Genomic DNA, 11,874 nt, shown 5'->3' on the forward strand with positions numbered 1-11,874 from the left:
AAGAGGCAGCACCCTGACTACGACGTTCCGAGAGCTCGGAATCCTTCCCGAGACCGCCGAGGCCCTGGAGGCCGTCGGCATCACCACTCCCTTCCCCATCCAGGAGATGACGCTCCCCGTGGCCCTGTCGGGCACGGACGTCATCGGCCAGGCCAAGACCGGCACCGGCAAGACGCTCGGCTTCGGACTCCCGCTCCTCGAGCGCGTGACCGTCCCCGCCGACGTCGAGGCCGGCCGCGCGCGGCCCGAGGACCTCACCGAGGCCCCGCAGGCGCTCGTCGTCGTCCCCACGCGCGAGCTGTGCACCCAGGTCACCAACGACCTGCTGACCGCCGGCAAGGTGCGCAACGTGCGCGTCCTCGCCATCTACGGCGGCCGGGCCTACGAGCCCCAGGTCGAGGCCCTCAAGAAGGGCGTCGACGTCGTCGTCGGCACCCCGGGCCGGCTCCTCGACCTCGCGGGCCAGAAGAAGCTCAACCTCCAGCACATCAGGTCCCTCGTCCTCGACGAGGCCGACGAGATGCTCGACCTGGGCTTCCTGCCCGACGTCGAGAAGATCATCAACCTGCTGCCGGCGCGCCGCCAGACCATGCTGTTCTCGGCGACCATGCCGGGCGCGGTCATCGGACTCGCCCGCCGCTACATGTCGCAGCCCACGCACATCCGCGCCACCGCGCCGGACGACGAGGGCGTGACCGTCGCGAACATCTCGCAGCACGTGTACCGCGCGCACAACATGGACAAGCCGGAGATGGTCGCGCGCATCCTCCAGGCCGAGGGCCGTGGCCTCGCCATGATCTTCTGCCGCACCAAGCGCACCGCCGCCGACCTCGCCGACCAGCTCAAGCAGCGCGGCTTCGCCTCCGGCGCCGTCCACGGCGACCTCGGCCAGGGGGCGCGCGAGCAGGCGCTGCGCGCCTTCCGCAACGGCAAGGTGGACGTCCTCGTCTGCACCGACGTCGCCGCGCGCGGCATCGACGTCGAGGGTGTCACCCACGTCATCAACTACCAGACGCCCGAGGACGAGAAGACGTACCTGCACCGCGTCGGCCGTACGGGCCGCGCGGGCGCCAAGGGCATCGCCGTCACGCTCGTCGACTGGGACGACATCCCGCGCTGGCAGCTGATCAACAAGGCGCTGGAGCTTTCGTTCAACGATCCGCCGGAGACGTACTCCACCTCCCCGCACTTCTACGAGGAGATGAGCATCCCCGCCGGCACCAAGGGTGTCCTGCCCCGCTCCGAGCGCACCCGCGCCGGTCTGGACGCGGAGGAGCTGGAGGACCTGGGCGAGCCGGGCGGCCGCACCGCACGCGGTGGCCGTGGCGGCCGGCCCGAGCGCGGTGGCCGGGGCGAGTCCCGTTCCACCGACCGCTCCGCCGAGCGCGAGCGTCCGGCCCGCACGCCGCGCCGCCGGCGCCGTACGCGCGGCGGGGCCGTGCTCGACGGAGCGCCGGAGGTCTCCACGCCGGAGCAGACGCCCGTGGCCGAGGAGGCCGCCGCACCCCGCACCCCGCGCCGCCGACGCCGTACGCGCGCCGGAGCGGCCGCCGAGGCGACTGCCGTGACCACGGTGACGCCCGCCGCGCCGGAGGCCGCCGAGGCGGCCCTGACGACCGCGGAAGGGCCGTCCCTGGACGCCCCCGAGGCCCCGCGGGCCACAGACGCCCCGGCCCAGCCGCGCCGTCGCCGCACCCGCCGGTCCGCCGAGACCGCCCCGGCCACGGAGACGGCCGAGGCCGCGGAGCTGACGTCGGCTCAGGCCCCGTCCGCCGAAGCGGCCGTGGCCACGGCCGAGGGCACGGAGACGGCCCCCGAGGCCCCCGCCGCGCCGCGCCGCCGCACCCGCAGGAGCACGGCCGCGGCTCCGGCCGCCGAGGCCGTGGCCGAGACGGTCGAGGCGGCCGGGACGGCCCCGGTCACGGAGGTCGCCGAGGCCGCCGAGGCCGCTGCGGTCAAGCCCCGCCGCACGCGGAAGACGGCCACCACCACCCCGGCGGAGACTGCGGTGGACACCGCGGAGACGGCTGCGGTCACGCCGCGCCGCACCCGCAAGACCGCCGCCAAGACCGCCGCCGCCGCTCCCGCGGAAGCCGCGGTCGACACGACCGAGGCCGTCGAGTCCAAGCCGCGCCGCACCCGCAAGACGGCCGCCGCCCCGGTGACGGCCGAGGCCGCCGTGGACACCGCCGAGGCAGCCGAGGCCAAGCCGCGCCGCACCACGCGCAAGACCGCCGCCACCCCGGTGACGGCCGAGACCGCCGTGGACACCGCCGAAGCAGCCGAGGCCAAGCCCCGCCGCACCCGCAAGACGGCCACCGCCAAGACGGCCGCCCCCGCGGAGACCGTGGTCGACACCGCCGAGGCAGCCGAGGCCAAGCCCCGGCGTCGGACCACGCGCAAGGTCGCCGAGGCCCCGGAGACGGCCGCGACGGCCGAGATCCCGGCCCAGGCCACCGCCGTGGAGGCGGAGGCCAAGCCGCGTCGGACCACGCGCAAGACCGCCGCCGCCCCGGTGACGGCCGAGACCGCCGTGGACACCGCCGAGGCAGCCGAGGCCAAGCCCCGCCGCACCCGCAAGACGGCCACCGCCACGACGGCCGCCCCCGCGGAAGCCGTAGAGGCAGCCGAGGCCAAGCCGCGTCGGACCACGCGCAAGACCGCCGCCACCCCGGTGACGGCCGAGACCGCCGTGGACACCGCCGAAGCAGCCGAGGCCAAGCCCCGCCGCACCCGCAAGACGGCCACCGCCACGACGGCCGCCCCCGCGGAAGCCGTAGAGGCAGCCGAGGCCAAGCCCCGCCGCACCACGCGCAAGACCGCCGCCACCACGGTGACGGCCGAGATCCCTGCGCAGGCCACGGCCGAGGAAGCGGAGGCCAAGCCGCGCCGCACCCGGAAGACCGCGGCCACCGCCCCGGACGAGGCCGCCGAGGCGAAGCCGAGGGTGCGTCGCACCCGTAAGGCGACGGCCGTCGCGGAGCCCGCGGACGGCTGACCGGCACCGGCTGCACGGACCGACGGCCCGGTTCCTCCCCACGGAGGAGCCGGGCCGTCGGCGTTGACGCTGCCGCCTGCGGGTAGCCTCAGCACGTGACCAGGCCGACCTCCTCCTCGACCCCGTTCCCCCCGCCTCCCGGTGCGCGTGCGTACCCGCTGCGGACCGCGCGCGGTGACTTCGCCGTCGTCGACTCGCCGCCGGCCGCCGGTGCCGGGGAGCGGGGCGTGGCGCTGCTGATGCCCGGCTTCACCGGCAGCAAGGAGGACTTCCACCACTTGCACGGGCCCTTGGCGGCACGCGGCTACCGGACGGTCGCGGTGGACGGACGCGGACAGAACGAGTCCGACGGACCGGCGGACGACGAAACGCCGTACGCCCGCGAGGAGTTGGCCAGGGACGTCCTCGCGCAGGCGGCGGCGCTCGGCACCCCCGTGCATCTGGTCGGGCACTCCCTGGGCGGCCAGATCGCCCGTGCGGCGGTCCTGCTGGACCACTCCCCCTTCCTGTCCTTCACCCTGATGTCCTCGGGCCCGGCCGAGATCTCGGAGTCGCAGAAGCTGCGGGTGAAACTGCTGCACGACGCGCTCGCCGTGATGACGATGCCCGCGGTGTGGGAGGCCATCGTGGCGATGGGCCCGCCGGAGGAGGTCGGCGGCCCGGCCCGCGGGTTCGGGAATCCGGAGCAGTTGCGGCTGCGCTGGCTGAACCACAAGCCCGCCCAGCTCCTCGCCACCGGCCGTCAGCTGTGCGCGGAGCCCGACCGCGTCGACGAACTCGCCGCCGTACCGCTGCCGTTCCACGTCCTGTCGGGTGCGCGGGACGACACCTGGCCGCTGCCGCTGCTGGACGAGATGGCCCTGCGGCTGCGGGCCGACCGGACCGTGGTCCCTGATGCCGAGCACTCCCCCAACCTGGACCGGCCGCTGCCGACGGCCCAGGGTCTCGCCGACTTCTGGGACCGGCACCCGCACAGCGGCTAGCTAGTACTGCGTCTGCACGTGCTCCCAGAACCCGTCGCGCAGGGCGCGTCGCAGGTCGGACTGGCCGCGCAGGGAGTACTGCAGGATGCCCTCGGCCTCCACGAGGAGGTCCTGGTCGACGGAGCCGGGCAGGTAGGGGTGGCCGGGCAGCAGCTCGACGAGGGCCTCCCGGCCACGCGCCGCGAGCCACTTCGCCGCGATCTGGGCGCCAACGAAACGGACGTCGTCGCGGGTGGGCCGGCTCGCGCTGCTCGCCTCGTAGGTGGGGGCGGTGCGCCGGACGACGTACGGCTTGAAGAAGTCGAGGTCGAGGGTGCGCTGGCTGTCGACCTCCCAGAGCAGCGGCTCGGCCTGGTTGCGGCCCTCCGGTGCCTCGATGCCCCACAGGTGGACGCGGGCGCCGTACCCCTGGGCGGCCTCCACCGCGGAGACCAGGTCCTCGTCGCCGCCGAGCAGGGCCGCGTCGCTGATGGCGCGGTGCCGGGCCAGTGACTCCAGGTCGGTGCGGATCAGCGAGTCGACGCCCTTCTGCTGGTTGTTGGCGTTGAGGTTGCCCAACCGGACCTTGACGTCCGGGAGTTCGGCGATGGACTGCTGCTCGGCGGTGTGGATGCGGCGCCGGGCGCCGTCGTACCAGTAGACGCGCAGCAGTCTGCTGTCCGCGAAGATCGTGCGGGCGCGGTCGATGAGCGCCTCGATCAGCCCCTCGGCGTCGAGGTCGAAGGCCCTGCGGTCCTCCGTCCCGGCGATCAGCCGGCCCGCGGCGGCGTAGAGGTACCCCGCGTCGACGAAGATCGCATGGGTCGAGGGCGTCTTGGCCACCTCGGCGAGCATGCGGGTCAGCAGCTCGTTCGTGCGGTCGATGCGGGCGGCGAGGGCCGGGAGGTCGTCGTTCATCGCCTCCATTGTCCCGGCGGTCACGCTGTGAACACAACCGATCCCGTTCAGTCTCCGTACACACTCTTACCGACGGGTAATTAGTCGTTCGAAAAATTTCTTTAGCGTAGGGAATGTTTGTAACACGCAGCCCGTTGACTCCTCATGTAGCGAGCAATCCTCCAGGAGGATGACCAGACGAAGGGAGAAGCCTGTGCGCTTCGAAATCATGCGACTCGACGACGTCGACGGCACGCCCGTGGACAGCACCGTCGTGGACGCCGCCTCCGTCAACCGGATCGTGCAGGACGCCGCCGCCATCGGGCAGCGGCTGTGGATCCGACCGGCCGACTCCGCGGCCTCGTAGTCCGCGGGACCTCACACTTCAGAGCCCCGTACGGCGCCGATCGCCGTACGGGGCTCTGTGCGTGGACGCGGGTCAGCTCGCGCGGACGACCTGGGTGACGCCGTTGATGATCTGCTGCACGGCGATCGCGGAGAGCATCATGCCCGCCAGCCGGGTCACCAGGACCACGCCGCCGTCCTTGATGACACGGATGATCAGCAGCGAGTAGCGCATGACCAGCCACAGCACGACATGGATGGCGAGGATCGCGACCCACACCGAGACCTGCATGGCGACACCGTCGGCCTTCTGCACCGCCAGGATCACCGAAACGATCGCGCCCGGCCCGGCCAGCAGGGGCATGCCCAGCGGCACCAGCGCCACATTGACGTCCTTGGTCTGCTTGGGCTCGTCGGTCTTGCCGGTGAGCAGATCGAGCGCGATCAGCAGGAGCAGCAGGCCGCCCGCGATCATCAGGGCGGGCACGGAGACGTGCAGGTAGTTCAGGATCTGGTGCCCGAGGAGCCCGAAGACGGTGATGACACCGCCCGCGACACAGACGGCCTGGAACGCCATCCGCTTCTGCACCCTGCCGGGGCGCCCGGCGGTCAGCGCGAGGAAGATCGGGGTGATCCCGGGGGGATCCATGATGACAAAAAGGGTCAGGAACAGAGAGCCGAAGACGGCGACGTCGAACATCAGTGCAGAAGCCTTGCGGGAAAGAGGAACGGCGGACGGGCGGAGGTGACCCTCAGGCCCCGCCGGTCCCCGGGACGGGGAACGCCCCCGTGGCGCGCCGGGTGATCTCCCCGTACACCTCGGGGTCGGTGGTGTACTCGCCGAGCACACAGGTCTTGCGGCTGCCGTGGTAGTCGGAGGAGCCCGTGACGAGGAGCCCGAGGTCCTTCGCCAGCCCGCGCAGCCGGGCACGGGTGTCCGCGTCGTGATCCATGTGGTCGACCTCGATGCCGTCGAGGCCGGCGGCGGCCAGTTCGGCGATCGCGGCCTCGGGGACCGTACGCCCGCGCTTGTCGGCGCCGGGGTGCGCGAAGACGGTGACCCCGCCCGCGCCCTTGACCAGCCGGATCGCCTCGAAGGGGTCCGTCTCGTGCTTCTCGACGTAGGCCCGGCCGCCGTCGGCGAGCCACTCCTCGGTGAAGGCGTCGCTCACGCTCGGTACGACCCCGAGCTCGACGAGCGCGGTCGCGACGTGCGGCCGCCCCACGGAACCGTCACCGGCGATCCGGGCCACCTGCTCCCAGGTGACGGGCACGCCCAGCTCGCGGAGCTTGGCGATCATGCCGCGCGCCCGCGGCACCCGGTCGTCGCGCACCAGTTCGCGCTCGGCGAGCAGGGCGGGCTCCTCGGGGTCGAAGAGGTAGGCCAGCATGTGCAAGGAGACCCCGTCGAGCCGGCACGACAGCTCGGCACCGGTGACCAGGGTGAGCCCCTCGGGCAGCGCACCGATCGCCTCCGCGTACCCGCGGGTGGTGTCGTGATCGGTCAGGGCGACGACGTCCAGTCCGGCGGCGGCGGCGGCGTTCCGCACCAGCTCGGCGGGCGTGTCCGTGCCGTCGGACGCCGTGGAGTGACAGTGCAGATCGATACGCACAGGAACTCCCAGCGGGACGGCAGACGGAAGGGACGCCTCAGCATAGCCCAGATTCGAACACCGAATGTCACACCCGAAAGCGGGGTTCACCCCCTACATGCAGGGCAGGGCAACCGCCCTGAACAGGCGCGGGGAACCGCGCGGCAGGCCCCATCCACCCGCAGCCGACCACGGACCTCTCACGGCTTGAGCAAGCGCGGTGACAACGCCCCGCACGGCACCAGCTCCACTTCCGCCCCCGCGTCCCGCAGGTCCGTCAGCACCAACTCGTCGTACATCAGCAGCCCGGCCTGCTCGGGCCACATCACCGCCCACAACCACAGCCCGCGGGCCTCCCCCGCGAACACGGCCCGGTCGTCCGGCACCCCGGAGACATGCCACAACGGCGTGGGTCGGCCGACGGCCAGCACCTTCGCCTGCGCGGGTTTCTCGACGCTCATGTACGGCCCCGGGTCGGGCCCGTCGATCCCGGCGTACCGCGCGCCGAGCCCCACCCCGAGCTCCTCCGCGACGAGGATCATTTCGGCCACCCCGCCCAGCGGGCCGGGTCCGGAGCAGGCGACCGCGGTCGCGCGACCGCCGCTGCGGTCGTCACCGGCGTACGTCACGCCCGTGAACAGCCAGCCGACCGGCAGCGGCCACGGCATCCACACGGGCACCTGGGTGCGGTGCACCACGACACTGAGGGCCTCGACGCTGGGCGGGATCACGGGCTGGAGTGGATGCACCGTCCCGTGCACATCGCACTGCCAGGAATCGGAGAAGAGTCCGGGAGCCCTGACCCGGCCACCACACTTCGGGCAACTGGGTTCGCCCCTCATAGGGCCCCACGGTCCTACCCGAGCAGGCCCACGTCAAGGACGATCACCCGTCCGGCCGGAACGGGTTCACCGGACCCGGATGCATGTAGCTTGCATTAATGACCCGGTCCCACCCGGTCGGCGCCTCCGTCGTCACCGCCGCGATCCGGTCGTACAGCAGGATGGCCGCCGCGCCGACGATGACGGCGAGGGGCCCGAGGTCCCCGCGAGGCCCGCGAGGCCCGCGAGGCCCGCGAAGACAATGACGAACGCGAGCCCGAGCAGCAGGGTCCTGCGGCGGCACGGCCTGCGGCCCCCTGCTCGGCGCGGTGCTCGGCGACGCGAGCCGGCGCCCCCCTTCTCCGGCACCGCGCTCCCCGATGGCGGTGGGGTCCTGTGCCTCACGGCGTTCCTGGCGGAGCAGCCGAAGCCCGCCCGGAGGATCTCGCCGCTCACCGGGCCCGCCGAGCCCGCCGGTTCCCGGGGAGCCCCCACCGGACCGGCGCGGTGGTTCGCCGCGGCGGGCGCCCTGACTTCGCACCGAAGATCGAGGAGCTGACAGTGCGACACGCCACCGAGGACCGGTCGGCGTGTGCGTGAACCCACGGGCCGTGCGTTTCGCCAACCCATGCTTTTCGGCCACCGGTTGGTGACCTTCCTCACGAAGCGTCAGTCGAGCGATACGGACCTGCGGGCGGGATCCCGCAGGTCCGTCCCCTGCGTCAGCCAGCGCTCCTGGAGGGCCTGGGCGCCGTGCACCCGCTTCCAGGCCGCCTCGTTCGGGGTCATGGGGAGCAGCGGGAGGAAGCGGACCGGGTCGAGCGGCTCGTCCAGGTCCAGATCCGCCACGAGGCCGCCCGGCTCGGCGACCAGGACCGAGGTGAACGGAGCCCCGGGCCACAGCGGTTCACCCACGTCCAGGGAGGCTCCGGGCGCCACGACCACCCCCTCGACCTGCGGAGAAGCCGCGAGCACGGCCAGCGGCCTGAGCACCTTGTCGGTCTCGGCGAGGCCGCCCCGCACGGAGAGGACCAGTTCGGCGCGGGGGCCCTTGACGGGGTCGGCGAGGACCGCGGTGGGGTCCGCCATCGGCTGCGCCGACATGCCGAGCGTGGCGTAGCGGACGATGTCGCCCTCGTGGAAACGGAGCACCTCGACCCGGTCCGTACCGAGGAAGGTGACCGCCGCGCGGGCGTCCGGCTCGCCCAGCGCCGTACGCAACCGGGCCTCGACGAGAGGAAGAACATCAGCCATGTCGCGAGCATAGAACTCGTCAGTACCGGGCAAAGCAGCGCCTTGACACTTCAGGCGACTGATACTCTGAGCCGGTGGTTCGGGGCAGCACGCCGAAGCGTCGCGATCTTGCCCCGACGCCGATGGGACTCCCTTACGAGGGACCGGCTGGAGGAGGTGGGGCTGTCATGGATCGAAGTCACCCGTGCAGTACCACTCGCTCTTCCGGCCGCTGAGGCAGCTTCCTCTGGTTCCGGCTGACCGCCGTCCTTTCCTGTTCGCGTCTTTCACGCGGAAGAGCACTTCGTTTCGTTTTGCCTGATCTGTCTGATCTGAATCAGCAGCGAACTCGCCACCGCGACGGTGCGGTGCTCCCCGCTTTGTGGACGTGCCAAACATCCGAAGCAGGACGTCCCCATTCCGGGTAGTTCCACCCGTCACGGCCTTTCGTTGCCCGACGCGAAGGAGCCCTGCCATGTCGATGATCCGCGACCTGCGTGCCGTCGTCCGTCCCGCCCGCCCCTCCCTGCTCAAGGTCGGCGTCCGCAAGGGCGGTGTCCGGGTGGACACCGGTGCCTACGACACCACGCGCGACCCCGCGATGCCGTCGGCCGTCGTCGACTGCGCCGTCTACCGCGACGGCTCCCGCGTGCAGTTCGGGCACGCGCTGACCCCGCAGGAGGCCATGCGCCAGGTGCGGCGCGACGGAGGCTTCGTGTGGATCGGGCTGCACGAGCCGACCGAGGCCGAATTCTCCGGTATCGCGAGCGAGTTCGGGCTGCACCCGCTGGCCGTGGAGGACGCGGTGCAGGCCCACCAGCGCCCCAAGCTGGAGCGCTACGACGACTCCCTGTTCACCGTCTTCAAGACCATCCACTACGTCGAGCACGACCGGCTCACCGCCAACAGCGAGGTCGTGGAGACCGGTGAGGTCATGTGCTTCACCGGCAAGGACTTCTTCATCACCGTCCGGCACGGCGGCCAGGGTTCGCTGCGCGCGCTGCGCCACCGCCTCCAGGACGACCCCGAGCTGCTCGCCAAGGGGCCCTCGGCGGTGCTGCACGCCATCGCCGACCACGTCGTCGACGGGTACATCGCGGTCGCCGACGCTGTGCAGGACGACATCGACGAGGTCGAGACCGAGGTGTTCTCGCCGGGCCGCAAGGGCACCCCGCGCGGCACCGACGCCGGCCGGATCTACCAGCTCAAGCGGGAGGTGCTGGAGTTCAAGCGGGCCGTCTCCCCGCTGCTGCGCCCGATGCAGCTGCTCAGCGAGCGGCCGATGCGGCTGGTCGACCCCGACATCCAGAAGTACTTCCGGGACGTCGCCGACCACCTCGCCCGCGTCCAGGAGCAGGTCGTCGGCTTCGACGAGCTGCTGAACTCGATCCTCCAGGCCAACCTCGCGCAGGCCTCCGTCACCCAGAACGAGGACATGCGCAAGATCACGTCCTGGGCGGCCATCATCGCCGTACCGACGATGGTCTGCGGGGTGTACGGCATGAACTTCGACTACATGCCGGAACTGCACTGGAAGTTCGGCTACCCCGTCGTCATGACGGTCATGGTCGGGATGTGTGTCGGCATCCACCGCACGCTGAAGCGCAACGGCTGGCTGTGACCGGGCCCGGACCGGTCCTGACTAGGCTGGACGCCATGACTAGCGAGCTGCTCGACCAGGCCCTCGTCGAGGAGGCCACCAAGAAGTCCGGCCTCATCTGGGTCCGGGGCGCGGGCGAACCGGCCGCGCGTGCGCTGTGGCACGCGTGGCACGAGGGCGCGGCCTGCGTGGTCGGCGACGGGCCCGGCGAGCAGCCGCTGCCGGGGCTCGCGGAGGGCGGCTCCGCCGAGGTCACCGTCCGCAGCAAGGACAAGGGCGGCCGGCTGGTCACCTGGACCGCCGCGGTCGTCCGGCTCACGCCGGGGTCCGAGCAGTGGGAGGCGGCCGTCGCCGAGCTCAAGGGCAAGCGGCTCAACGCTCCCGACGGCGAGGCGATGACGGAGCGCTGGGCGCGGGAGTGCCGGGTGCTGCGCCTGGAGCCGTCGGGGGGTGTGCTGCCGTTGCCCGACGGCGATCTGGCGGCGCGGCCGGTACCGTCGCCGGCCACGACGCGGGAGGCGATCCCCGCCGGGCTGCACCGGCTGCTGGTCCGGCGGAGAAGGCGTAGCACCCCCTGAAGGGCGTAGCACTCCCCGAAGGGCGTAGCACCCCCCGAAGGGCGCAGCTGTTCCCTGAAGGGCGCGCGGCGCCCTCTACGACGTCGGGAGCTGTTTGCCGTAGTCGACCGTCTCGTCCTTCTTCGGTTCCTGCAACGGGAAGTCCTTGCCCCACGAGGAGAAGGTCAGGGTGCCCGCGCCGCCCGCCCGGACCAGGCGCAGCGGGTACGGCTCGCCCTCAAGGGAGACGTCCAGCGTGCCGCCGTCGCCGCCGTCCCCGGTGATGCGGATGGTGCGGGTGCCGGACTGCTCGTGGTGGCCGTCCGTCTTCACCGAACCGTGCAGGGTCAGCAGACCGTCGAGAAGGAGGTCCTTGTCCGTGAAGACGCTGAACTTCTTGTACGAGGGGTCCCCCGACGGCACCTTCACGTACTTGCCGTCGAGCTTGTCCGCCGCGGCCGTGTCCTTGGCGTCGTCGCCGGACGTGCCGTCCTCATGGGTCCAGAACGCCGAGTCGGCCTTCAGGAAGAGCTGCTCGCCCACCCGCAGCAGATGGAACGCGGCCCCCTCCGAGGTCACCGACCCGGTGCCGCCGTCCTCCTTCAGCCGCATGTCGAGCCGGTACGTACGGCCGCTGGTGACCACGGTCCCCGACAGCCGCACCGCGTCCACCGACCCGGCGGCCTTCTTCGTCTTCGCCTGGATCTGCGCGGCGGGCAGCTTGCCCACCCCGTTCGTGCCCGCGTCCGGATCCTCGGCGCACCCCGCTCCCAGGCCGACGACCAGTGCGCACAGCGCGCTCACCAGCGCGGCCCGGCGGGTACGGCTCTGGGGATTCGCAGTCACGGAGAGGCGTGCCTTTCTGCGGA

General features: G+C 72.2%; 11 protein-coding genes. 5 read left to right on the top strand and 6 right to left on the bottom strand.

Annotated features, from left to right (window positions below):
- The first annotated feature begins 106 nt into the window (after positions 1-106).
- The gene (locus AQJ58_RS11140) at positions 107-2,998 is read left to right on the top strand and encodes a DEAD/DEAH box helicase (protein ID WP_067248229.1); all 2,892 of its coding nucleotides are present in this window, start codon (positions 107-109) and stop codon (positions 2,996-2,998) included.
- A 95-nt stretch (positions 2,999-3,093) separates the two neighbouring features.
- Positions 3,094-3,981, top strand: a complete 888-nt coding sequence (locus AQJ58_RS11145; RefSeq protein ID WP_067248232.1) for an alpha/beta fold hydrolase — start codon at positions 3,094-3,096, stop codon at positions 3,979-3,981.
- Here the strand turns inward: AQJ58_RS11145 and AQJ58_RS11150 are convergent, their stop codons facing one another.
- Entirely contained in the window at positions 3,982-4,878 is an 897-nt protein-coding gene (locus AQJ58_RS11150) for an NYN domain-containing protein (protein ID WP_067249639.1), read from the bottom strand. It abuts the gene before it with no gap.
- 193 nt (positions 4,879-5,071) lie between these two features.
- On the opposite strand from AQJ58_RS11150, the gene AQJ58_RS42425 reads away from it, so the two are divergent.
- Positions 5,072-5,224, top strand: coding sequence for a hypothetical protein (locus tag AQJ58_RS42425; protein WP_099054039.1), 153 nt, complete (start codon positions 5,072-5,074; stop codon positions 5,222-5,224).
- 72 nt (positions 5,225-5,296) lie between these two features.
- On the opposite strand, the gene AQJ58_RS11155 is transcribed toward AQJ58_RS42425, so the two are convergent.
- The 4 genes from AQJ58_RS11155 to AQJ58_RS11170 all read right to left on the bottom strand — a co-directional run bounded on the left by AQJ58_RS11155 (position 5,297) and on the right by AQJ58_RS11170 (position 8,869).
- Positions 5,297-5,902, bottom strand: coding sequence for a MarC family protein (locus tag AQJ58_RS11155; protein ID WP_067248235.1), 606 nt, complete (start codon positions 5,900-5,902; stop codon positions 5,297-5,299).
- Positions 5,903-5,954: 52 nt separating this feature from the next.
- The gene (locus AQJ58_RS11160; RefSeq protein ID WP_067248237.1) at positions 5,955-6,815 is read right to left on the bottom strand and encodes a PHP domain-containing protein; all 861 of its coding nucleotides are present in this window, start codon (positions 6,813-6,815) and stop codon (positions 5,955-5,957) included.
- 179 nt (positions 6,816-6,994) lie between these two features.
- A complete protein-coding gene (locus AQJ58_RS11165; protein WP_067248240.1) occupies positions 6,995-7,636 on the bottom strand; it encodes a DUF6758 family protein in 642 nt (213 codons plus the stop codon).
- Between the two features lie 648 nt (positions 7,637-8,284).
- A complete protein-coding gene (locus tag AQJ58_RS11170) occupies positions 8,285-8,869 on the bottom strand; it encodes a suppressor of fused domain protein (protein ID WP_079078861.1) in 585 nt (194 codons plus the stop codon).
- Between the two features lie 454 nt (positions 8,870-9,323).
- On the opposite strand from AQJ58_RS11170, the gene AQJ58_RS11175 reads away from it, so the two are divergent.
- Positions 9,324-10,469, top strand: a complete 1,146-nt coding sequence (locus AQJ58_RS11175) for a magnesium and cobalt transport protein CorA (protein WP_067248245.1) — start codon at positions 9,324-9,326, stop codon at positions 10,467-10,469.
- Between the two features lie 35 nt (positions 10,470-10,504).
- Positions 10,505-11,026, top strand: coding sequence for a hypothetical protein (locus tag AQJ58_RS11180; protein ID WP_067248247.1), 522 nt, complete (start codon positions 10,505-10,507; stop codon positions 11,024-11,026).
- A gap of 75 nt (positions 11,027-11,101) precedes the next feature.
- On the opposite strand, the gene AQJ58_RS11185 is transcribed toward AQJ58_RS11180, so the two are convergent.
- Entirely contained in the window at positions 11,102-11,851 is a 750-nt protein-coding gene (locus AQJ58_RS11185; protein WP_067248249.1) for a hypothetical protein, read from the bottom strand.
- Positions 11,852-11,874: the final 23 nt, after the last annotated feature.

The organism is Streptomyces sp. DSM 15324 (assembly GCF_001514285.1).
In the GTDB taxonomy this organism is placed as follows: domain Bacteria; phylum Actinomycetota; class Actinomycetes; order Streptomycetales; family Streptomycetaceae; genus Streptomyces.

Excerpts from the sequence above, each read along its gene's own strand:
- AQJ58_RS11175 (WP_067248245.1), top strand. The coding sequence starts at position 9,324 with ATGTCGATGATCCGCGACCTGCGTGCCGTCGTCCGTCCCGCCCGCCCC.
- AQJ58_RS11170 (WP_079078861.1), bottom strand. The coding sequence starts at position 8,869 with ATGGCTGATGTTCTTCCTCTCGTCGAGGCCCGGTTGCGTACGGCGCTG.
- AQJ58_RS11155 (WP_067248235.1), bottom strand. The coding sequence starts at position 5,902 with ATGTTCGACGTCGCCGTCTTCGGCTCTCTGTTCCTGACCCTTTTTGTC.
- AQJ58_RS11180 (WP_067248247.1), top strand. The coding sequence starts at position 10,505 with ATGACTAGCGAGCTGCTCGACCAGGCCCTCGTCGAGGAGGCCACCAAG.
- AQJ58_RS11150 (WP_067249639.1), bottom strand. The coding sequence starts at position 4,878 with ATGAACGACGACCTCCCGGCCCTCGCCGCCCGCATCGACCGCACGAAC.
- AQJ58_RS11140 (WP_067248229.1), top strand. The coding sequence starts at position 107 with ATGACGCTCCCCGTGGCCCTGTCGGGCACGGACGTCATCGGCCAGGCC.
- AQJ58_RS11165 (WP_067248240.1), bottom strand. The coding sequence starts at position 7,636 with ATGAGGGGCGAACCCAGTTGCCCGAAGTGTGGTGGCCGGGTCAGGGCT.